This window comes from Arthrobacter sp. 754, assembly GCF_040548695.1.
GTDB lineage: Bacteria > Actinomycetota > Actinomycetes > Actinomycetales > Micrococcaceae > Arthrobacter.
On the sequence record NZ_JBEPSC010000001.1, the window covers coordinates 434735 to 454300 of the forward strand.

Sequence of the window (19566 nt, forward strand, 5' to 3'; positions counted from 1 at the left end):
GATGGCGTCCCTGGCAACGGGCCTGGTTGCTGGGGTTTGAATGGTTCCTGGGCACCGCCAAAGGTAGATCCCAGGCATCACAATTTGGGGGGTACCTATCCCCCCTAAGTGCCCGGCAGCAGGAAAAACCCGCGGATCCCGTTGCTAGATTTGATCATGACCTTGGGGCAGAAGGGCACAATTCATTCCGGGCCCGCAGCCTCGTCCCGGATCGAGTGGATTGACGCTGCACGCGGGCTTTGTGTCATTGCTGTGGTTCTGTTTCACGTCGGATACTGGCATTTCCTGAAATTCGAGCACGCCGGCAGCATCGCCTTCCCGCTGTGGGAAACGGTGGCCATTGCGCTGGGCTCCGTGCGGATGCCCCTTCTTCTTGCTGTATCCGGGATGCTTGCTGCATCCAAGATCCGGAACGGGTTCGGCAATGGAAAGGCGCTCAGTGCCAGCCTGACCAACTACTACCTGTACGCCGTGTGGCTGCTCGTTTACGCATTGCTTAGTATCCCGGCTGCAATGACCGGGGCGACTCCCCGCGCTGGCGGCCGTGAGGATGATCACGGTCCTGACGCAAGGCAGTGATTCCGGCCAGTGGACCAAGGTCCCCGAACTCGCCTTCTTCTTCGCCCTCGGAGTTTACGGAAAAGCGCTTCTGATCCGCATTGCCGAGGTCCGCAAATTGGTCCACGCAGCAGTGGCGATCCCGCTCTTCCTTGGGCTGTCAGGAATATCGCTTGCGTTGGACCTGAACCCTGTTGTCGATCAGGCGCTCTTCATCCTGAGGGGCCTGGCAGCCATCGTGGCCCTCGTCGCGGTAATCAGTGCACTGACCAGGAACCGTGGGATAGCCGCGGCGGGTTCGTGGGTCGGAAAGCGAACGCTGGGCATTTACGTACTGCACGTCCCGGTCATGGACGGCATCGTCCTCGCCTTCCATGGCCCACTGGGTCCGGCCGCCCCGGTCATCGCAAACTCAGTCACGATGGCCTTCATCTACCCACTCGCCCTGACCGCGGCCGTCGCCTTGGCATGCACTGGGTTGGAGTACCTCCTGAAGAAATGCGGGCTCAGTTTCCTCTTTCGCCGTCCGCAGGCCAAGACGGCTGCGCGCCACCGGCAGCCGGTCTAAGCCGCGCCGCGGGACCGCTCTTCGACGAAATCCGGGCAAAGAAAAACACCCCGGTCCGAAGACCGGGGTGCAACCGGTGGCCCGACACATCCGTGAAGGATGTCCCGACTCACCTCAGAGGTGGAGATGGGGGGAATTGAACCCCCGTCCGATGTCGTGTTAACAGGTCTTCTCCGGGCGCAGTTTGCGTTGGATTTTCTCGGCCCCAGCCCTCTTGCAAACAGGAGGCTGATCCGGGCCCAGTCATCTAAGAGTCCCGCTCACCCCGATGACGGAGGTAAGCAGCAGTGGCTATCTAAATGACGCCAGTTTCCGGGGCAATAGCAACCTCGGGCTGACGGACTGTCTTACTGCTTAGGCAGCAAGAGCGAAGTCAGTGCTTTTTGCTTTGGCACTTATTGGTTTGCAGACAGCGTTTACGAGATAATTCTGCATCCTCGACCCGCTTCACCTGTCGCGACTAACATCGTCGAAACCGATCATCCCCATATTTTGTTATCAAACCGGCTGAGCCTTTGATTGCTCGGAAAACCCTGCCGGACTATTAATCATAACGCATCAGGTGCCCCGGATCATTCCCGGGCAAGTCCGGGCTAGCGGCGGTTGCGCTCCCGCAGCTCGCGCAGCGACTCACGCTTGTCCTGCTGCTCGCGCAGCGTCTGGCGCTTGTCGTACTCCTTCTTACCGCGGGCAATCGCGATTTCCACCTTGGCCCGCCCGTCCAGGAAGTACAGCTGCAGCGGAACCACGGTGAAACCGGACTCACGGATCTTGGACGAGATCCTGTTGAGCTCCTCACGGTGGAGCAACAGCTTCCGGCGGCGGCGTGCCGAGTGGTTGGTCCAGCTCCCCTGGTTATATTCCGGGATGTGGATGCCCTCCATCCACAACTCGTCGTTGTAGAAGGTGCAGAAGCCATCAACCATAGAGGCGTGGCCTTCGCGCAGGGACTTGACCTCGGTCCCCATGAGGGCGATGCCGGCCTCGTAGGTGTCAAGCACATGGTAGTCGTGCCGGGCCTTCCGGTTGGTGGCCACCACTTTTCGGCCACTTTCTTTGGGCACGGCGGAACTCCTCAGTTCTTGAATCCTGGTTCACTCCGGCCAGTCCGGCGCGGAGTCATACCAGTGTACGGCAGGGGCGGACCGTCCCTAAAGCAGCCGCATCGGGTCAACAGCGGCGCCGTTGAGCCAGGTCTCAAAGTGCGAGTGGCATCCGGTCGAGTTACCTGTGCTTCCCGAGTAGGCGATGAGCTGTCCCTGGGAAACCTGCTGGCCGTTGGATACCACCACGCTGGCGTTGTGATAGTAGATGGTGGTCAGCGAGTTGCCCTCCACCACGCCGTGGGAGAGCTTCACCCGGAACCCGCCGCCGTCGGAGGAGTTCCAGCCGGAGGAGAAAACCTCACCGGCCGCAGCGGCGTACACGGGAGTGCCGCACCCTGCTCCGAAGTCGATGCCGGTGTGCATGTAGCCGCCGGAGCCGTAAAAATCGATGGTTCCCGGCGGGGTGGCCCGCCAGCCGAAGCCCGACGTGATGGGAACGTCGCCGGAGAACGGATGCCGCAGGCCAAAGGCCGACGGCGAACCTGTCACCGGTGTGTAGCTCGCCTGCGGCGGCGCTGGCTGGTTCCGGGCGGCGGCCTCCGCTGCCGCTGCAGCTGCCGCGGCTGCTGCGAGGCGCCGCTGTTCGGCTTCCCAGGCTTCACGGAGCCGGCGGTCCCGTTCTACGATCTCGTTGGCTACGGCGTTCTGGCTGGCCTCAACCGCGGCCATTTGGCTCTGAATGCCCGGCTTGGCAGCCTGCAGCTCAGCGTCAAGGCGGGTGGTGTCGGCGATCAACTGGTCGACCTGGGCCTTCCGTGCCTCTGCCTCGTCACGGGCCGCCTTCTCCCGCTCCAATGCGGCGTCAGCTTTGGCCTTCAGGTCCCTGATTTCAACCTCAACGGCTTCAAGCCTGGCCTGGGAATTCACGTTGGTTGCGCTTTGCTGGGACAGTTTGTCCATGGCCGCGTTCTGGCTGCGCATGGCCTGGTCGGCCAGGTCCATCGTCTCGGTCAGGCTTCCGCCGTTGTTCGCCCCAAAGAACAGAGTCAGGTTCGAGGGTACGCCGCCGGACTTGTAGGCCTGGGTGGCGATCTGGCCAATCAGCTTCTTGGTGTCGGCGATTTTCTGCTTGTCGGTCTCAAGCTGCTGGGTGATTTTCGCTTTGTTCTGCTGCGCGAGGTCAACGCGCGTCGTCAGCGCTTCAACTTCCTTGACCGCGCTTGCCACCCGGCCCTGCGCTTCCAGAAGTGCCTGCTGGGCACCGGGCAACTGGCCCTGGTAAATCACCAGGTCGCCGGCGGCCTTTGCGATCCGGGAATCCACGAACTCTAGGGACTGCTGCACCCGCGCAGCCTCCGCTTTAAGGGCGGCCTGCTTGTCTTCCAGTTCATCGGCCCGCGCCACAGGGGCTGAGGCGCCGAGGCTGGCGGCGAGGACAAGTACCAGGACGCCACTGAGCATGCCGCTGAGGCGGCCCGCCGGACGTCGGCGTTCTGCCCGGTGACGGGGCGTAGTTCGGTGCAATACGTTCATAGGGATTCCTTGTTCGGTTTGCACAGCCTAAACCTTCAAATATCTGCGTAAGGTCAAGAGGGACGAAATACCAGCCAAAGATCCGCCAAGGATCAGCAAAGCGGGCGCAAGGATAAGCGTCTGGCCCGGTGAGATGAAAGCGGTGTCCGGATACTGCTTGGACAGGTACTCGCCCAGGAAGAAGTGCGCCACGGCCCACAGCGTCCCGGATGCCAGTGCGGCACCCACCACGGCCGCAATGACGCCTTCGAGGATGAACGGCAGCTGGATCACCATCTTGGACGCGCCCACCAGGCGCATGATCCCTGTCTCCCGGCGGCGGCTGAACGCGGACAGCCGGATAGTCGTCGCTATAAGGAGGACGGCGCAGATGATCATCACGCCGGCGATGCTGACGGCCACAAGGGATGCCGCATTCATGGCCGAGAACAGCCGCTCCAGCAGCTGCCTCTGGTCAATGACAGTCTCGACGCCGGGCTGGGACGAGAATGTCTCACTGATGATCTGGTACTTTTCCGGATCCTTCATGTTGATCCGGAAGGAGGACGGGAGCTGGTCCGGCGTCACCGAATCAACGATGGGTGAATTCGAGAACTGGTCCTTGAAGTGCTTGTAGGCCTCGTCCTTGGACTCGAACTGGAAATCGTTGACGTACTGGGCCACCGCGGGTGACTTCAGGAGCGTCTTGAGGTTCTCCTGCTGCTCGGGGGTGACCGGACCGGTGGCGCAACCTGCCGCCGTCGAACCGTCGCTGCAGAGGAAGATGGCAACCTGGACTTTGTCGTACCAGTAGCCCTTCATCTGGTTGATCTGCAGCTGCAGCATGCCGGCCGCGCCCACGAAGGTCAGGGAGACGAAGGTGACCAGGATGACGGAAACGACCATGGAGACATTGCGGCGAAGGCCGCTGCCGATTTCGCCCAGTATGAAAGCGAGCCTCATCGCTGCCCCTCCCCTGCATCCCGGCGGTCCGGCTCGGTGTCCCTGTGGCGGTCCGGTTGAGCCGGCGGCGTCTCATCCCGGCCGCTGGCATCCTTGAGCCGGCGGGACTGGCCCACCACCGGAATCATGGAGGTGTAAAGCGCCCTGGCCTCGTCGCGGATGACCACGCCGTGCTTCAGTTCCACCACGCGTTTGCGCATCTCGTTGACGATGTCGTCGTCGTGCGTGGCCATGACCACGGTGGTGCCGTTCTGGTTGATCTTGTCCAGCACGCCCATGATTCCCATTGAGGTAGTGGGGTCCAGGTTGCCGGTGGGCTCGTCAGCAAGCAGGATACCGGGCCGGTTGACCACCGCGCGGGCTATGGCAACGCGCTGCTGCTCACCGCCGGAGAGCTCGTGGGGCATGCGGCGCTCCTTGCCCTCCAGGCCCACCGTCTTAAGAACTTCAGGGACGGTGTCGCGGATGACGCTCCGGCTCTTGCCGATGACCTGCATCGCGAAGGCAACGTTGGCAAACACGTTCTTCTGCGGAAGGAGGCGGAAGTCCTGAAACACCACGCCGATTCCGCGCCGAAGCCTGGGCACGCGCCAACTGGAGATCTTGGCGACGTTTTGCCCGGCCACGTATACGGCACCTGAGGAGGCTCTGTCCTCCTTGAGCACAAGCCGGAGGAACGTGGACTTGCCGGATCCGGAGGCGCCCACGAGGAATGCGAACTCACCACGGTCGATTTCAAGGCTGACATCGTCCAACGCAGGACGGGCTGTCTGGTCGTAGACCTTGGTGACATTTTCGAATCGGATCATGGCCCTAAATACCCTGCAGGGCATGGCTTATGCAGCCCAGATCTGCAGCCGGCGCGCGGGCTTTCGTTTGGGGGAAGTAGAGCTCCGGCTCCTCGACTATACGCAGTCTTTTCGCCGGTTTTCGGGGGATCCGGGGGTGTGTCGCCGGATCAGGCCCGGTGAGCGTGCGTGTCAGCTACGACTTGTCTGCGTTGCGGTTGTCCGTCCGCCAGCGGATCCCGGCGTCGATGAAGTCGTCAATTTCGCCATCGAACACGGCAGAGGTGTTGCCCACCTCATGTTCGGTGCGCAGGTCTTTGACCATCTGGTACGGATTCAAAACGTACGAACGCATCTGATCGCCCCAGGAAGCCTTGACATCACCGGCGAATGCTTTCTTGTCAGCGTCCTCCTGCTCCTTTTTAAGGAGAAGCAGACGGGACTGCAGGACGCGCAGGGCTGCAGCGCGGTTCTGGAGCTGTGACTTTTCGTTCTGCATGGACACCACGGTGCCCGTGGGGATGTGCGTGAGGCGCACCGCTGAGTCCGTGGTGTTGACCGACTGGCCACCCGGGCCGGAGGACCTGAAGACGTCAACGCGGATCTCGTTATCCGGGATGTCGATGGAGTCTGTGGACTCGATGAGCGGAATCACTTCGACGGCAGCAAAGGACGTCTGGCGGCGGCCCTGGTTGTCGAAGGGGCTGATCCGCACCAGCCTGTGTGTTCCGGCTTCGACGCTCAATGTGCCGAACGCGTAGGGGGCCTTGACTTCAAAAGTGGCGGACTTGAGCCCGGCTTCCTCAGCGTAGGACGTGTCCATGATCGTGGTGGGGTAGCCATGGCGTTCGGCCCAGCGAAGGTACATGCGCATCAGCATTTCAGCGAAATCCGCAGCGTCCACGCCGCCGGCACCGGCGCGGATGGATACCACAGCTTCACGTTCGTCGAACTCGCCCGAAAGCAGCGTCACCACTTCGAGTTCCTTCAGGGCCTTCTTGATGGACTCGAGTTCGGCGGCGGCTTCGCTCATGGAGTCGGCGTCGTCCTCGTCCTGGCCCAGTTCCACCAGAACCTCCAGATCGTCGATCCGGGAGGCAAGCTTGTTCAGCCGCTCGAGCTCCGACTGGCGGTGCGAGAGCCGCGAGGTGATCTTCTGGGCCGCAGCGGGGTCGTCCCACAGGTCCGGTTCGCCGGCGCGCTCGCTCAGTTCAGCGATGTCTTCCTTCAGTGCCTCGACATCGCTGACTCGTTCGATGGAGGTGTAGGTGGCGCGAAGAGCGCGGATTTCTGCGGGAAAATCAATAGTGGCCATGGTTGTTTAAGCCTACGCTATCCAGCTGAAGGGCCCGACTCCCCCGTGTCCGCTCACCGGGTGAGCCGCGAACGAGCGGTGGAAACCGCCTCGATCCTGATACCGTCCGGCACCAGGAAGTTCACCACCGGAGGGTGGACAGCCGCGGTGAGAACCACGACGGCGGTGGACCCGTCGGGGCTGCCGGTCGCCGCTGAAACGCCCAACTGGTCGAACCTGGCCGACGACGGGCTCCGGGCGATAAAGTCCGCCGCCACGCTGCGGACCCGTCCGGAACCCAGCACCGCGGAGGGTGTCCCGTGGTCGCCCGCGACCTCGCCGAGGGTGTAGCTGTCGGCGGCGGCAAGCGAAGCTCCGTCGGCCAGGGACAAAAGCCGCTTGTGTTCCAGGTAAACGCTGGAGATGCCGATGACGACAGTGACGACCAGCAGGGCAAGCGTGACGTAGCCAATGATCAGCACAATCATCTGGCCGTCATCGTTGGTCTGCCTGGGGTTGGGCTGGGGTCCCTGCCTGGGAGTCTGCCTGGGACTCTGCGGGGCAGTCGCGGCCGGGGTCACCGGAACCTGCCGACCAGTTGGGTGGACGATGCCTCAACTTCGCTCGCGCTGAGCCTGAAGTCATCACTGAACGGGACGAACGGCAGCGTCACGGTGAGATTCACTGTGACGGTGACTGCCGTGCCCGGGGACTGGCAGTCGGCCGGTTCACAACGGGTAGAGACCCGCGCCCGGCCGGCTTCGTGGCCAAAGTCCGCGAGCGCGATGACGGCCGCCTGCTCCGCCGCGGCGTGGGCCGACTTCGCATCCGGCTGCGCCACGAAGACTTTTGCTGCCTGGTCAGCCGCACCCACAACGGCGAAGGACCCTCCCTGAAGCTGGCCGATGGTGATGATGAAGTACACGACGGGGACCATCAGGAGGAGGGCCAGGAACGTGAATTCGACCACCGCGCTCCCCTCTTCATTGGGCCTGACGATAACGCTGTCTTGAGCCAGCGGCCCTGATGGATGGTTTGCTCCGGCCGCCGGCACCTGGAGACGGAGTCGTGGACGGCTCCGGCAGAGGGCCTCGTCGAACCTGCGGGCGAGGCAGGAAAGCAGGCCCTTAGGGCTGGATGGCCGCATGTCCCTTCACCTCCAGCAGGTCCCGGGGACCGATGAGTCCGATAACGGGCATGGGAGCCTTGATGGTCACCTCCAGCGTCCGCAGACCTTGGAAGGTCACTTCGGATGTGCTGATGTCCTGGGCGAAGTCGGGGTTCAGGGCCGCCCCGATCAGCGCGGACGCCCGTTCCTGCGCATCCGAGGCTCCCCGATCGGCCAGAGTCCCGTAGCGCGCACCGGAAGCAGCGGCGTCGATGAGCGTATTTCGGACGTGCAGGACGAGCGTGAGCTGGATGATTGCCAGGAAGAACATGGTGAGCAGACCGCCAACCAGAACAAAGTCCACCACAGCCGAGCCGCGTTCGTCCCTGCCCAAGCCCGGGCGCACGCGCCCCTGCTGATGGGGGCAGGACCGGCCGGGACCGGACTGGCTGGACTCAGGCATACGCTACTTTCCGACCCGGTCCATTGCCTGGTTGAACATGGTTTCGAGGGCAGGGCCCGCGAGGGCCAGGAGTCCCGCCACGAGGACGGCGGACATGAGCGTGATCATTACCCACCCCGGAACGTCGCCGCGTTCCGGATGGTCCTGGGGGAAGGCGTTTGTATTTTCCCGGACGGATTCAGGGTGCCGTAGAGGTGCGCTCATCAAGGACCATGCACCCGCAAAAAGTGCGAGGAACAAAAAGCGGCTCGAGATTCCCAGGTTCTTCATTTTCAGTCCCATTCAGTGTGTGAGTTATTCGTGGTCAGGAGATGGCTAAGTGGTTGTCCGAGGAAGTGACTGCTTGGCGCCGCCATGGCTACAGGCCCAGGCTGATTGCAGCGATACCAGGGAACACGGCAAATACCACCGTCAGTGGGAGGACTCCGAAAACAAGCGGCACCATCATGGCAATTTCTTTCTTTCCGGCCGATTCCATGAGGTCGCGTTTGGCCGTGTCCCGGACGTCCTGGGCCTGAGCCCGGAGCACGTCTGCCAAAGGAGTGCCCCGCTCCACGGCGACGATGACGCCGTCGACAAATCGTACGAGCGGGCCGAGGTCGGTCCGGGCGGAGAATTCGTGGAGTGCTTCCACGAGGGGTTTCCCGGCCCTGGTCTCGGCGAGGATTTTGGCGAAGTCCTTGGCCAGTTCCCCATGCGCACTGCGGCAAACGCGGTCAAGGGCGCCCGTGGCGCTTTCGCCGGCGCCGACGGCCAGAGCCATGAGTTCGGCGAGGCTGGGGAACTCAGCCATCATGCGCGTCTCCCGCCTGCTGATCTGGACGCCCAGCCAGTAGTCGCGGAAGAGGAAACCGCCCAGTGCGCTTCCCAGGACCGCCACCACAGCCAGGAAGGGACTGAACCGGCCAGCGACCGCGCCAAGGATTACTGCGGCCAACGCTGCAGCGAACCCGGCCGCCGCCCAGAGAAGTTGCTCGGCCCGGAAATCCACCGGCGTTTTGTTGATACCGGCCTGCGCAAGCCTGCGGTTCAGCGCCTTCGAACCAAGGTTCAGCTTTCCCAACGCAGTGAGGCCGTCACGTAGCAGTGGGCGCAATATCCGCTCCAGAGGCCCGAACGGGGTGGCGTTCTGGCCGCTCGGACGCAGCAGCCGCGATTCAAGGTTCTGTGACTTCAGCTGGGGCTCGATGCGCTCGACGAATGTGAGGGGACGCATGAAAGGCAACCGAACGAACACCAGCCAAAGCCCCACCCCGAGCACGATGCCGCAGATTACGGCCGCCGCAGAGATTCCGTTCATCGGAGCACCCTTTCGTCCCGAGGAAGGGCACCGATGCGGAGCATGATGGAGTAGCAAAACAGCGATATGACGAGGCCCCCCAAAAGGACGCCCGCTCCGACGGGGGTGTTGTACGCGCTCACTGCCTCTGGCCGTGTGGCCAGGAGCATCATGACGATCCACGGAGCGGCAACGGCGAGCCGGGCGGCGTTCACGGTCCAGGACTGCCGTGCCTCGAGTTCGCTGCGGGTGCGGGCATTTTCCCTCAGGAATTCGGCCAGGGTTCCGAGCATCTTCCCCAGGTCCGAGCCGCCCACTTCGCGGGCCAGCCTGAGGGCCTCGACGATACGGTCGGCCACCGGATCGGCCAACCTGTCCTTGAGCCTGTTGATGGAGGCATCGAACTGGCCGCCGGCACGGTAGTCCGCGCCGAAATCCCGGAAGACATGCCGCAACTCCTCCGGGCCCTTTTCCCCCAGTTGGATAAGAGCCTCCGGCAAGGAAAGTCCGGCGCGGATGGCGGAACGCAGATGGTCAACCACGTCCGGCCAGAGCTGTCTCAGCACAGCGGTCCTCCTCGCGGCGCGCCAGCGGACCACGCTAATGGGAAGCCAGGCACCGAACAGTCCGAAGCACACCGAGATTGGCCACGACCGGCTGACCACGAAGAAAACGAGCGCAACGAAGAGGCCCAGTCCAAGGCATGTGGCAACGAGGCCCGTACCGCTTACCTTTTCAATTCCCGCGGAGGCCAGCAGGTCCTGAAGGCGGCTGACCTTCGGGCCGCGGCTTACCGCTGGCGGCTTGTCCCAGAAGGACCACCAGATCAGGAAAAGCCCTGTCCCGGCCAGCACCCCCAAGAAAGGTGCCATCAGCGCGGTTCCAGCAGCGCCGCGACGTCGTACCCTGCGCGTGCGAACTTTTCAGGGGCCGGCATCGAGTTGGCCCGCGGCTGAAGCTGGCCCTCCGCCATGGCGAAGATCATGGACGATTCGATGATGCCGTTTTCCACGCGCCGGCCGAGGGACAGTATTTCAGTCACCTGGCGTCGGCCGTTGGCGTGACGGCTGCAGTGGACCACCAGGTCGATGCAGGAAGCCACAGTTGGGACCACAAACGCGCTTGAGATGTTTTCGCCTGCGAGCAAAGGGAGCGTGCAGATCTTGGTGACGGCATCGTGGGCAGAATTTGCGTGGACGGTACACATCCCGGGCAGGCCACTATTTAGGGCGATCAACATGTCCAGGCTTTCCGCCTCCCGAACTTCGCCCACTACCAAGCGGTCCGGGCGCATCCGCAGCGCTTCCTTTACAAGCCGGCGCAGCGGAATCTCACCCTCGCCCTCCAGGTTGGGTTGCCTGCACTGGAGGCCAACCACGTCGCGGAGCGGGAACTGAAGTTCAAAGATTTCCTCAACAGTAATGACCCGTTCACGGCTGCCGATGCTCGCGGCGAGGCAGTTGAGCATGGTGGTCTTGCCTGCCTGGGTGGCACCCGAGACCAGGATGTTCAGTCCGCTGGAAACTGCGGCCCCGAGGAAGCGGGCGGCCTGCGGGGTCAATGTCCCCAGCTCTACAAGATGCTCAAGCCGGCTGGCTTTCACGACGAACTTCCGGATGTTTACGGCCCAGTGCCGGCGTGTGACGTCCGGAATGACGACGTGGAGCCGTGATCCGTCCGGCAGTGCGGCGTCGACGAACGGGGAAGACATGTCCAAGCGGCGGCCGGAACTCTTGAGCATGCGCTCCACGAGGTCGCGCACCTGTTGGTCGGTGAGGCTAAGGGAGGTCAGCTCTGACTCGCCGTTTCTCGCCACGTATATCTCGTTGGGGGATTTATTTCAATATACGTTTCTTTCATGACGCTCGAAGAGATGAAAGCCAGATTCGCCGGCAAGCGCGTGCAGTTCGTCGGCATGATGGGCAACACTGACGGGCCTGTAGGTAAGGTCTGGCGAGTCACCAGGTATGGCGTTTGGGTCACCTTCGAGGACGGGCACCGGGAACAGCTTCACCCTGAAGACATCCGAGTCACCGAACGCTAAATAGTCTCACCCAGCCGTTAGGCTAACCTCGTCCCGCTGGGGGACGGGAACAACAAAACAGAAACAGGTCTCAGTCATGGAAAAAATCACCACTCCCGCCACTGTCCGCGAACTCGGTAACCAGGCAGAAGCCCAGGGCAAGACCGCGACTGAGCGCTTGATCGAGTTCACCACGCCGCCGGCAGGGTTTACGAAGGACTCATCCAGCACGGAAGACTGGGCCACATTCTCCGGCCCCACGTTCGAGGGCGACGGCTGGAAGGTCACAAGCCACTGGACCCTTGAAGATGGCGTGACGTTCTATGTTGATGGCGACGGAGACAATGCCCTGAAGGGCGCAGAGGCCGGAAAGATCGCTGAGGCACTGGCGCAGATAGCCGCGCTGATTTAGCACGCCTGCGCTGTTTCCCACACAAAAAGAAACCCCCACCCGGGAATATCCCGGGTGGGGGTTTCTTGCGTTTCAGTCGAAAGACGGGTCAGCCTTCTATCGGAGGCCGGATTAGTTCCTAATCGTTCACGCGCTCAACCGATGCGACCCGCTCGACTGCTATCGACAGAACCCGGCCCTTTGCATCTGTCGTGAAGTGGAAATAGCCGTCGTTGATGCCGTACTTCTCAGCCTCTACCTTGCGCTGTGAATTGGTTCCGCCGTTGATTTCAAACGTAGCCATGAAATACCCCCTGTTGTGGATGATGCTTGCACCGCCCAGCATAGTGGCGGAGTGCGACATGAAGAGGCCCCGGACCCCTTATGAGGTCCGGGGCTATTTTCGTTTGCGGTCTACCGGGCGCGGCCTCCTGCTATGGCGGCAACGCCGTTCATCCCGGCATTCACCGCTGAACTAGCGGCGCTGCGGACGATTCCCTGTACTTCCTCGCCCGTAAAGGGGTTGGTTACGTACACGGTCATGTCACCCATGGCGCCGGACAATGGTGCCGATGCCTGGCGAGCCGGTGCGCTCGCCGGCGCGTACAGCGTGCCAGCCCTGAGCGGCTGTGTGTCGCCGCCGTTCAGGCGTTCAAGGTTCCCGTAGCCAATTGCCTTGGCCGCGGATGCCTTGATAACAAACTCATCCTTCGACAGGAGCGCCGGCACTGAGTCGGAGGTCGGTGTTCCGGGCCCGTAGACCCGCCCGCCGGTTGCGTGCCGTGCAGGATCGAGCCCAACCATGGAAGGGTCATCCCTGTTTTCTGACATGTTGACTTGCTTGTTGATCGTCTCAATCAGCATGGAGACGCGGCGCCCGTCGAGGTCGTCCGCCTTGCCCTTGATTGAATCGAGCTGCGCCGAAGCGTGATCCTTCATCCACGCCTCAATCGTCACGCCCGGCGGGATCTTCAGAACGTCCCTTGCAAGGTCTACAGCCGCCTGCCCGGTAATCCCAAGCTGCCCCGCGCCCGCAATGAGCGCGTTATAAGTGTCAGCGAGATTAGCCTGAAGCGATTCCTCGCTGGCACCCGCCTTGGCGTTGGAGTCCACAACCCGGATACCCGCCCCGGCAATAGCATCCAGCGCAGCCTCGTTAGCGCGGCCCTGCTCCGTGTTGGTGTCCAGCGTCATCCCGTTCTTAATGACCGACGCTGAGAGGCTGTCTATGGACTCCTGGAAGCCACGTGCAGCATCCCTAGCGCTGAGCTGCAACAGCCCCGCATTCAGGAGGGACTGGGCGAAGTTGTCGAGGTTGACGATCGCGCCGGCTGCGTCGATGCCTACCTCTTCAAGAGCCTTGGCCATGTCCTCAGTTACGGGTTTAGCCTGCCCTGCCGCGTTGGTGAATGTTTCCGTTGCGCCTGCTGCTTCCCGCATGGACGCGGGGACTTTACCCATGGCGAAGTCGAGCAAGTCCTGACCTTCAAGAGTGACGCCTGCCTGAGTGGCGAGCCCCATAAGAGCATCCCTATAGCCTGGCAGCGCGTCCAGTGCTTCCTTCGCACCCTTGCCGTTCCGTTCAAACTCCTTAGTCAGGGCTTGGAAGGACTTCGCCGCTGTCTCGCCAGCACCGTTCTTAGCAAGGTTCCCCATCTCGTTGCCTAGGCCATCAAGCCTGGCTTCAAGCTGCGAGATCTCGCCCTTGGGGAAGGTGAGGAAGGAGAGAATCGGATCAAATAGCTTATTGCCGGCGTCATTGAAGTTCTGGTTTGTCAGTCGGCTGACTGCGTCGGAAAGGTTGTCGATGTTGCTGACGGACTGGCCGAGCGCGACGTCGTAATTCCCGAAGATGGAGTCGAGCCCAGAACCCGCATTGACCGAGCCCGCAGCTTTCCCAACCTTGAGAATCGCCTGCCCGTAGTCCTCTGCGGATTTGGTGTGCTTCTCCGTGAATACTGCCGCCGCGATCTGGAGGGCTACCAGAGCACCGACCGCGCCGCCCGCAGCCTTCCCTACCTTGGAAATACCACTGGCCGCCTTGGGTGAGGCCGTGGCGAGATCCTGCATGGATGTTCGGAACTCCATGAGCTTCGGGAGTGCCGACATTACGACCCCGCCGAGTAGGAGAGCGCCGCCAGCAATTCCCGCGATTCCTACGCCTGCATTCAGGACGGGGGCGGGGATCTTGCCTATGGCGTCTACTAGGTCCTCAGCGCCCTGTACAAGGCCGCGCAAGGACTCTGCGGCACCAGAGCCACTCTTGATAAGCACGGAATCGAACGAGCCTCCCAGCTTTTCGATATCACCCGCGAGGTTGTCGGTTTTGATCGATGCCGTTACGGCGGCATAGCCCTGATCGTTTACCTTGTCCGTCCAGTCAGAGATACCCTTGGCGCCCTGCTCGTAAAGGACGTTCGCGGCCCGAACTGCATCCGAACCGAAGATGACTCCCATAGCCGCGTTACGGGCTTCCGGAGTCAGGTCCTTCATCGAGGTCTTCAGGTTCCCGGCGAATGCCTCAAGGCCCTTGAAGTTCCCCTGGGCGTCATAGGCGGAGATGCCCAGTTCCTTCATCATGCTTTCAGCCTCTTTGGACTGGGGCGTGAGGCGCTGAAGCATGGACTTGAAGGACGTTCCCGCGTCCGAACCCAACAGGCCCGCAGAGGCGAATGCTGCGAGCCCGCCAGTGGTCTCTTCGATTGAGAGCCCCGTAGACGCCGCCACAAGGCCCGCCTGATTCAGTGCCGCGCCCATGTCCTGAACGGAACCTTGCGCCTTGCCTGCACCGGCCGCGAGGAGGTCCGCAAGGTGAGGGATATCCTCTCCCGCGAGCCCGAACTGAACGAGCGCCGACGCGCTAATTTCTGCTGCCTCAGCAACGTCGAGAGATCCAGCCGCGGCGAGTGACAGTGCGCCCGCGAGCCCGCCGCCAAGAATATCCTTTGTGGCCACGCCAGCCTTCGCCAGTTCGTCAATACCCTGCGCGGCTTCCTTGGCAGAGAACGCGGTGTCAGCGCCGGCACTAATAGCAGCCTCACGCAGCATTTCCATTTCTGCGGAAGTGCCCTTGACTGAGGATTGAACCTCTGACATTGCCGAATCGAATTCGGACGCCGCCTTTACCGCGAGCCCTATGCCCGCGAGCAAGGCGCCGCCCATAACCATTGACGCCTTACCGACGCGGTCCAAGTTCTGCTCATTGTCCCGAGCGAACGCCGCCGTGCGATCAGCAAAATCACTGGTCGCCTTCTGCGCCGTCCGCATATTGGAGACGAAATTGCTTACTTTCGCCTCGATCGCTATTGATACGCTTCTATCTGCGATGGTGTCCTACTTTCCTTTGTTGTGTTTGCCATAATCGTTGGGCCGGAAACTGCCATCCAGGACAGCGGCCCAAACGTTGGGGCCCTCTCCCCATCCGTAAGTGACGCCGGCAATGTTCACGCGGTAGCAAGCGCCGCCCTTGAACCATGCCCTGACGTCACCGCGGGGAGAGGGTAAAACCTGCTGCGTAATGCGGCGCGGATCTGACTCAAGAGCGTGCGTTACAGGCTCCGGAGCGCGGCGCCTAGCCATGAACTGCCACGGCATTACGGTGAGCCGCCCACCGGCTGTTATTAGCCTTCTGTGCCCTGATCTGAGCCACGGTCTGAGGCTTGGAATCATCCTCAGCCGGAAGGGCGAGGGCGCTTATCGTCTTCGCCAGGGAATCGCGGTGTTTGCGGATCTCGTCATACACGCGGGAAACGACAGGCTGGCCGGTACTGCCAACCGTGATCAAATCGCCGTCAAGAATCGCCGCCCGGAGGATCTCCAGCTCATCGACAGTCCTGCAAGCCTCCAAAAGCAACCGCAATTCCGGTCCTGTGAGGTCAAAATCGTTCAGCGTTTCCCGCCAAAGCTTCTTACCGCTCGCCCGCAAATCCGCGGGGGCGGTTGGCTTACCAGCCATATCTATCTCCTATCGAAAGTGCTTGAAAAAACGGGGCCCGGGGATCACTCGGCAATCCGCTGACCTCACCGGCGGTCTTTTTTTTGGAGGCGCCTCGGTCGGCTCCCGGTACCCGCCTGTGTGTCCTGTGTGCCAGGCGGCTGCGTGTTGGGCGCAGCCGCCTTGGCTGTGGGTCTGCGACTACCGCATGACGATGGTCTTGCCGTCTGTGGTCTGGGGCTTGTAGTCCTTGTCCTCGGGGTCTACTGCGACGGGGCCATAACCCCACTCGCCCTGGACGTATCGCGTCTCCATGTCTGCTGCTCGTCGGTAGCTGCGGAACTGTTCGAGCGGACGGGCTTCGATGGTTGCCCCTGCTTTGATGAGTGCAGCCCACTTGCCTGCTCGTCCTTCGGTGCTGTCCCATGCTTCCCATATGCGGCGGCGGTGCTGTTCGCCGGGGTTGGTGGTGAGCGGGAGCTGGTCATCGTTGCCCGTAATGATGGTGCCGGCGAGCTTGGCTGCGGTGAGGAGTGCGGGGATCTGTGCGCTGAGCTTGGGGGCGAGGACTGCCGCGGTTGTCCAGGCTTTGCGCTGGGCGTCTGTTGCGTCCATCAGGGCCTCAGCTTCGGCGTCCGGGTCTACGGCGTTGCATGCTGCTGTGAAGTCCTTGGCGGTGGCGTTGAACCGTTCCCGTAGTGCGTCGTAGTTGGTGGCGGCTACCTTGTTGTATTCGAGGCGCAGGGCGGGGTAGACCTCTGTGGCCACTGCTTCGTTTACTGCTGCAATCTGTACCGGGCCTGTCTGCTGTGCGAGTGCGAGCCCTGCCAGGAGGTGGACTTGTTCGGCTGGTTCGGTGCCGATGACCGCGGCGGCGAGGCGTGAGGCGGCGTTGTTGTCGCGGTCCATGAATGCTGTCCAGCGGTTGTCGATTCGCTCATATTCTGCGGTGACCGATCCGCCGGCTGCGAGGACGGCGCCGATGTTGGAGCGGAGGTTGTGGAGGCTTTCGATGATGGGCATGTGATTCTCCCTAGAGTTCGTTGGTAATGGTGGTGTTGGTGCCAAGGATGCTGGCGAGTGAGTTGGTTAGGGCGTCTGAGTTGAGCGCCGGGGGTTCGGGCGTTGCTTCCGGCGCCGGGGCTGGTTCCGCGGTCGTGGAGATGCAGGGGTTTTCGCCGCGGGTCAGGTTGCAGTGGATGAGTGCCTTGATGTCGAGGCAGGTGCATTCGGTCATTTAGATGACTGGCCGTTCTACTTGGTCGATGAGTTCGTTTGAGAGCCTGATTGCGTCTTCTGCTGTCAGGATGGCGAGGCACTGCTTGGCCCGGAAGATCACGACGGAGGGTGCTTCATTCCCGCGGGTGTCTTGGATGATTCCGGCGCGGGCGTACGTCTTGCTGGAGCCCGTCACGTTTTCCAAGTAGCGGTTCGGGTAGGAGATGAACGGCGTGAGGTTCATGCTTTGGCCTTGTGGGCATCGAGTGCCGCGACTATCTCTAGTGCTAGGCGTAGTGCCTCAGCAGTGGGCATTAGGCCGCGAATGTCTTTTCTGCCCCAAATGATGACGCCGGCTTCCTGTTCGCAGTCGGGTGCCTCTATCAGTGCCGGCTGCGCCTTGAGGTTCTGCGCGTCTTTGAGGTTTCGGTCGTAATACCGGGCTGCGCTGATAAACATCGGCTTTCCCTTTTCGTTGTGGTTGGTCACGCGTCGGCTTCGAGTTCCCGGACGCGTTGCCGGCTCTGTGCCAGCTCTTGGCTGAGCTCGGTTACTTTGGTCAGGACTGTGGCGGTGACGCCCATCCAGTGCCCTATCTGGGTATCCGCGTCGGCATCGGCCGGGGGCGGGTTTTGGCGAAGGAAAGTGAGTACGTCGGGTTCCAGCGCGGCGACAATGCGCGGGTCCGAGAGGAATGCGTCATTCATGAGATCTCCTGAAGGTTGGAGCAGGTGAAGCAGAGGTTTGGCTTTGGTGTTGGGTGGAGTGGGCAACCGTCGGTCTTGGCGGTTTCGTCGGTCCCGTCGGTTTCTTTTGGAGGAGTCATGCCCATCCGACGCCACACGTTTTCGAGCGACTTGCGGAAGTATCCACGTTTGGAATCGCCCTGCCTGGTTGAGTGGAGCTTGAACGCGGTTACCAACATCCGGCCGAGTCGCTGGGAGTTCAGTTCCTTGCCGTAGTTGCTGGCTTCACTCCACATGGCGGGGTTGTGCATAATCAGCTTGTGAATGAGGACTGTTGAGGGGGTGAACGCGTCACTCCCGTCCCATACGTCCCTTATGTCCTTGAGGAGGATCACAGCCGGGGGCAGGTGGTTGATTCCGTCTTCTTTATCCATCTCTGCCTCCGCTATGTCTCTCTTAATGAGTTCGTCAGCGATGGCGGCCCAATGCTCGCCCGCTGCTGTGGCTACCCGCTTGATGGGGTTCCAACGTTCCTTGATGCGACCTATGCAGCCCTCAGGGAGTTCGGGGCGTACCGTCCGCACAAACTCGCGCGACTCTTCCGCTGCCTCTACGAGGCGTCTTCCGAGTTCCTGGGCCTCTTCCTCTATTTCTTCCCAGTCGGAGGATTCGACGCGTCCTTCAAGGTCTGGCATGAGTAGCACGCGGATGCAGCGTGAGCGGGTATCGTCTGGGAGGTTTGGAGCGTTGCCGGCCATCGCTACCGGTGAGAATGTGGACATCTCGCTTACGTCCCACTCCCCTCCCTTACTGGGAACCAGTACGGGGCGGGTTGCTCCCCTTTTGTAGCCAGAGTTCAGGACGGCTATAAGGTCTTCCACGCCGGGCTTCTTGGGGTCAAGGGACCTGTCTACTTCATCTATGAGGATGGTTCTCATGGACTTGTTGAGCATCCGGGTAAGGAGAGCAGGGGATGAGAGTGAAGCGGCCTGTATGGGGCTCAGGCAGAGCCTGGACAGGTGTTCCAGCACTGTTGTCTTACCGGATCCCGGCATGGACGAATCCAGCACGAGCCGCGGCGTTGTGTAGGTCTCAAAAGCAAGGTGAGTGTGAGCTGCCCAAAGTGTCAGGAGGTCCAAATCAAGGTCATCCATGACGCAGACAAACCGGGCGAGCCAGGCTCTCACGTCGGTTAGTACCCCCGATATGGAACCGACGGAACTGACGGAACCGGTTGAACCGACGGATTGGGGGTCTGTAATCAAACCGACGGAACTGACGTAAGCGGCGGAACTGACGGGCTCGTAAGTGTCAGCGCGGAAGTAATCGGGGATCGTCATCGCCCATCCCCTGCCATCGGTATGTAATGGGACGCGGGAGATGCCCTGTAGGCCAGTACATCTATCCATTCCCGGGCGCGGCGGGCCGTGGTGCGGACGTCTGGAGCGTCTGCCATGAACTCGCGGATCTCGTCATCTGTCACTGTGCACCGCCGGGAGTGGGCAGAAGCATGCAGAGGACGAGTGTTGCAGGGTGCCCCGCCATGGCGGCCCTGTCAGCGGCAGCTTGGGCACTTTTTAGCGACAGGAACACTCGACGTCGATACTTGCCGGCGGCGGTCTCCACGACTATGACATGTACGCCATTTACCAGCGCCGCCGCCATAATTCCGTCTACTGCAACTGGTATGCTGTTGGTAGCAAGATTTACAGCCGCCTTGGATTCGTGCCCGGGG

24 protein-coding genes, 1 other RNA gene and 1 pseudogene are annotated in these 19566 nt (G+C 61.8%); 4 read left to right on the plus strand and 22 right to left on the minus strand.

Annotation, left to right across the window (positions count from 1 at the left end; translation table 11 throughout):
• Positions 1-156 precede the first annotated feature (156 nt).
• Both ABIA70_RS02105 and ABIA70_RS02110 read left to right on the plus strand, forming a co-directional pair.
• Complete coding sequence (locus tag ABIA70_RS02105; RefSeq protein WP_354145952.1) at positions 157-579, plus strand: acyltransferase family protein; 423 nt, start codon at positions 157-159, stop codon at positions 577-579.
• Positions 551-1126 carry an acyltransferase family protein gene (locus tag ABIA70_RS02110; RefSeq protein ID WP_354146573.1) on the plus strand — a complete coding sequence of 192 codons (576 nt, stop codon included), beginning with the start codon at positions 551-553 and terminating at the stop codon, positions 1124-1126. Before ABIA70_RS02105 ends, ABIA70_RS02110 begins: the two co-directional genes overlap by 29 nt.
• Positions 1127-1244: 118 nt before the next feature.
• Here ABIA70_RS02110 and ssrA read toward each other — a convergent pair.
• The 13 genes and pseudogenes from ssrA to ABIA70_RS02175 all read right to left on the minus strand — a co-directional run.
• Positions 1245-1613: a transfer-messenger RNA gene (gene ssrA / locus ABIA70_RS02115) on the minus strand.
• A 106-nt stretch (positions 1614-1719) separates the two neighbouring features.
• Positions 1720-2190 carry an SsrA-binding protein SmpB gene (gene smpB, locus ABIA70_RS02120; RefSeq protein ID WP_354145953.1) on the minus strand — a complete coding sequence of 157 codons (471 nt, stop codon included), beginning with the start codon at positions 2188-2190 and terminating at the stop codon, positions 1720-1722.
• 87 nt (positions 2191-2277) lie between these two features.
• Positions 2278-3705: a peptidoglycan DD-metalloendopeptidase family protein gene (locus ABIA70_RS02125; RefSeq protein WP_354145954.1), complete on the minus strand. Its 1428-nt coding sequence runs from the start codon at positions 3703-3705 to the stop codon at positions 2278-2280.
• Between the two features lie 27 nt (positions 3706-3732).
• Positions 3733-4647: a permease-like cell division protein FtsX gene (gene ftsX / locus ABIA70_RS02130; protein ID WP_354145955.1), complete on the minus strand. Its 915-nt coding sequence runs from the start codon at positions 4645-4647 to the stop codon at positions 3733-3735.
• Entirely contained in the window at positions 4644-5456 is an 813-nt protein-coding gene (ftsE, locus tag ABIA70_RS02135) for a cell division ATP-binding protein FtsE (protein ID WP_354145956.1), read from the minus strand. The genes ftsX and ftsE overlap by 4 nt, the downstream gene beginning before the upstream one ends.
• Before the next feature lie 175 nt (positions 5457-5631).
• Complete coding sequence (gene prfB / locus ABIA70_RS02140) at positions 5632-6750, minus strand: peptide chain release factor 2 (RefSeq protein ID WP_354145957.1); 1119 nt, start codon at positions 6748-6750, stop codon at positions 5632-5634.
• A gap of 53 nt (positions 6751-6803) precedes the next feature.
• Positions 6804-7217 carry a pilus assembly protein TadG-related protein gene (locus ABIA70_RS02145; RefSeq protein ID WP_354145958.1) on the minus strand — a complete coding sequence of 138 codons (414 nt, stop codon included), beginning with the start codon at positions 7215-7217 and terminating at the stop codon, positions 6804-6806.
• Between the two features lie 89 nt (positions 7218-7306).
• Positions 7307-7699, minus strand: coding sequence for a hypothetical protein (locus ABIA70_RS02150; protein WP_354145959.1), 393 nt, complete (start codon positions 7697-7699; stop codon positions 7307-7309).
• A gap of 157 nt (positions 7700-7856) precedes the next feature.
• Positions 7857-8300 carry a TadE/TadG family type IV pilus assembly protein gene (locus ABIA70_RS02155; RefSeq protein ID WP_354145960.1) on the minus strand — a complete coding sequence of 148 codons (444 nt, stop codon included), beginning with the start codon at positions 8298-8300 and terminating at the stop codon, positions 7857-7859.
• A gap of 3 nt (positions 8301-8303) precedes the next feature.
• Positions 8304-8504, minus strand: coding sequence for a hypothetical protein (locus ABIA70_RS02160; protein WP_354145961.1), 201 nt, complete (start codon positions 8502-8504; stop codon positions 8304-8306).
• A gap of 154 nt (positions 8505-8658) precedes the next feature.
• Complete coding sequence (locus ABIA70_RS02165; RefSeq protein ID WP_354145962.1) at positions 8659-9600, minus strand: type II secretion system F family protein; 942 nt, start codon at positions 9598-9600, stop codon at positions 8659-8661.
• On the minus strand, positions 9597-10451 hold the full coding sequence (locus tag ABIA70_RS02170) for a type II secretion system F family protein (RefSeq protein WP_354145963.1): 855 nt from the start codon (positions 10449-10451) through the stop codon (positions 9597-9599). Before ABIA70_RS02170 ends, ABIA70_RS02165 begins: the two co-directional genes overlap by 4 nt.
• Positions 10451-11413, minus strand: a pseudogene (locus tag ABIA70_RS02175) (TadA family conjugal transfer-associated ATPase); the annotation flags it as partial. The gene ABIA70_RS02170 and the pseudogene ABIA70_RS02175, both read right to left, overlap by 1 nt.
• A gap of 24 nt (positions 11414-11437) precedes the next feature.
• Here ABIA70_RS02175 and ABIA70_RS02180 point away from each other — a divergent pair.
• Positions 11438-11623: a hypothetical protein gene (locus ABIA70_RS02180; RefSeq protein ID WP_354145964.1), complete on the plus strand. Its 186-nt coding sequence runs from the start codon at positions 11438-11440 to the stop codon at positions 11621-11623.
• A gap of 76 nt (positions 11624-11699) precedes the next feature.
• Positions 11700-12014, plus strand: a complete 315-nt coding sequence (locus ABIA70_RS02185) for a hypothetical protein (protein ID WP_354145965.1) — start codon at positions 11700-11702, stop codon at positions 12012-12014.
• Positions 12015-12132: 118 nt separating this feature from the next.
• On the opposite strand, the gene ABIA70_RS02190 is transcribed toward ABIA70_RS02185, so the two are convergent.
• The 9 genes from ABIA70_RS02190 to ABIA70_RS02230 all read right to left on the minus strand — a co-directional run bounded on the left by ABIA70_RS02190 (position 12133) and on the right by ABIA70_RS02230 (position 19171).
• Positions 12133-12297: a hypothetical protein gene (locus ABIA70_RS02190; RefSeq protein ID WP_354145966.1), complete on the minus strand. Its 165-nt coding sequence runs from the start codon at positions 12295-12297 to the stop codon at positions 12133-12135.
• Between the two features lie 110 nt (positions 12298-12407).
• Positions 12408-15260, minus strand: a complete 2853-nt coding sequence (locus tag ABIA70_RS02195; protein WP_354145967.1) for a phage tail tape measure protein — start codon at positions 15258-15260, stop codon at positions 12408-12410.
• 304 nt (positions 15261-15564) lie between these two features.
• The gene (locus ABIA70_RS02200) at positions 15565-15948 is read right to left on the minus strand and encodes a hypothetical protein (RefSeq protein ID WP_354145968.1); all 384 of its coding nucleotides are present in this window, start codon (positions 15946-15948) and stop codon (positions 15565-15567) included.
• Positions 15949-16128: 180 nt separating this feature from the next.
• Positions 16129-16950: a hypothetical protein gene (locus ABIA70_RS02205; protein WP_354145969.1), complete on the minus strand. Its 822-nt coding sequence runs from the start codon at positions 16948-16950 to the stop codon at positions 16129-16131.
• 10 nt (positions 16951-16960) lie between these two features.
• Positions 16961-17164: a hypothetical protein gene (locus ABIA70_RS02210; RefSeq protein WP_354145970.1), complete on the minus strand. Its 204-nt coding sequence runs from the start codon at positions 17162-17164 to the stop codon at positions 16961-16963.
• The gene (locus tag ABIA70_RS02215; protein ID WP_354145971.1) at positions 17165-17389 is read right to left on the minus strand and encodes a hypothetical protein; all 225 of its coding nucleotides are present in this window, start codon (positions 17387-17389) and stop codon (positions 17165-17167) included.
• Entirely contained in the window at positions 17386-17634 is a 249-nt protein-coding gene (locus tag ABIA70_RS02220; protein ID WP_354145972.1) for a hypothetical protein, read from the minus strand. Before ABIA70_RS02220 ends, ABIA70_RS02215 begins: the two co-directional genes overlap by 4 nt.
• Complete coding sequence (locus ABIA70_RS02225) at positions 17631-17852, minus strand: hypothetical protein (RefSeq protein ID WP_354145973.1); 222 nt, start codon at positions 17850-17852, stop codon at positions 17631-17633. The genes ABIA70_RS02220 and ABIA70_RS02225 overlap by 4 nt, the downstream gene beginning before the upstream one ends.
• Complete coding sequence (locus ABIA70_RS02230) at positions 17849-19171, minus strand: DUF3631 domain-containing protein (protein WP_354145974.1); 1323 nt, start codon at positions 19169-19171, stop codon at positions 17849-17851. Before ABIA70_RS02230 ends, ABIA70_RS02225 begins: the two co-directional genes overlap by 4 nt.
• Positions 19172-19566 lie beyond the last annotated feature (395 nt).

Excerpts from the sequence above, each read along its gene's own strand:
- ABIA70_RS02105 (WP_354145952.1), top strand. The coding sequence starts at position 157 with ATGACCTTGGGGCAGAAGGGCACAATTCATTCCGGGCCCGCAGCCTCG.
- ABIA70_RS02110 (WP_354146573.1), top strand. The coding sequence starts at position 551 with ATGATCACGGTCCTGACGCAAGGCAGTGATTCCGGCCAGTGGACCAAG.
- ABIA70_RS02170 (WP_354145963.1), bottom strand. The coding sequence starts at position 10,451 with ATGGCACCTTTCTTGGGGGTGCTGGCCGGGACAGGGCTTTTCCTGATC.
- ABIA70_RS02190 (WP_354145966.1), bottom strand. The coding sequence starts at position 12,297 with ATGGCTACGTTTGAAATCAACGGCGGAACCAATTCACAGCGCAAGGTA.
- ABIA70_RS02180 (WP_354145964.1), top strand. The coding sequence starts at position 11,438 with ATGACGCTCGAAGAGATGAAAGCCAGATTCGCCGGCAAGCGCGTGCAG.
- ABIA70_RS02225 (WP_354145973.1), bottom strand. The coding sequence starts at position 17,852 with ATGAATGACGCATTCCTCTCGGACCCGCGCATTGTCGCCGCGCTGGAA.
- ABIA70_RS02155 (WP_354145960.1), bottom strand. The coding sequence starts at position 8,300 with ATGCCTGAGTCCAGCCAGTCCGGTCCCGGCCGGTCCTGCCCCCATCAG.
- ABIA70_RS02230 (WP_354145974.1), bottom strand. The coding sequence starts at position 19,171 with ATGACGATCCCCGATTACTTCCGCGCTGACACTTACGAGCCCGTCAGT.
- ftsX (WP_354145955.1), bottom strand. The coding sequence starts at position 4,647 with ATGAGGCTCGCTTTCATACTGGGCGAAATCGGCAGCGGCCTTCGCCGC.
- ABIA70_RS02215 (WP_354145971.1), bottom strand. The coding sequence starts at position 17,389 with ATGAACCTCACGCCGTTCATCTCCTACCCGAACCGCTACTTGGAAAAC.
- ABIA70_RS02165 (WP_354145962.1), bottom strand. The coding sequence starts at position 9,600 with ATGAACGGAATCTCTGCGGCGGCCGTAATCTGCGGCATCGTGCTCGGG.
- ABIA70_RS02200 (WP_354145968.1), bottom strand. The coding sequence starts at position 15,948 with ATGGCTGGTAAGCCAACCGCCCCCGCGGATTTGCGGGCGAGCGGTAAG.
- ABIA70_RS02160 (WP_354145961.1), bottom strand. The coding sequence starts at position 8,504 with ATGAGCGCACCTCTACGGCACCCTGAATCCGTCCGGGAAAATACAAAC.
- ABIA70_RS02195 (WP_354145967.1), bottom strand. The coding sequence starts at position 15,260 with ATGCGGACGGCGCAGAAGGCGACCAGTGATTTTGCTGATCGCACGGCG.
- ABIA70_RS02210 (WP_354145970.1), bottom strand. The coding sequence starts at position 17,164 with ATGACCGAATGCACCTGCCTCGACATCAAGGCACTCATCCACTGCAAC.
- ABIA70_RS02125 (WP_354145954.1), bottom strand. The coding sequence starts at position 3,705 with ATGAACGTATTGCACCGAACTACGCCCCGTCACCGGGCAGAACGCCGA.
- ABIA70_RS02185 (WP_354145965.1), top strand. The coding sequence starts at position 11,700 with ATGGAAAAAATCACCACTCCCGCCACTGTCCGCGAACTCGGTAACCAG.
- prfB (WP_354145957.1), bottom strand. The coding sequence starts at position 6,750 with ATGGCCACTATTGATTTTCCCGCAGAAATCCGCGCTCTTCGCGCCACC.
- ftsE (WP_354145956.1), bottom strand. The coding sequence starts at position 5,456 with ATGATCCGATTCGAAAATGTCACCAAGGTCTACGACCAGACAGCCCGT.
- ABIA70_RS02205 (WP_354145969.1), bottom strand. The coding sequence starts at position 16,950 with ATGCCCATCATCGAAAGCCTCCACAACCTCCGCTCCAACATCGGCGCC.
- ABIA70_RS02145 (WP_354145958.1), bottom strand. The coding sequence starts at position 7,217 with ATGATTGTGCTGATCATTGGCTACGTCACGCTTGCCCTGCTGGTCGTC.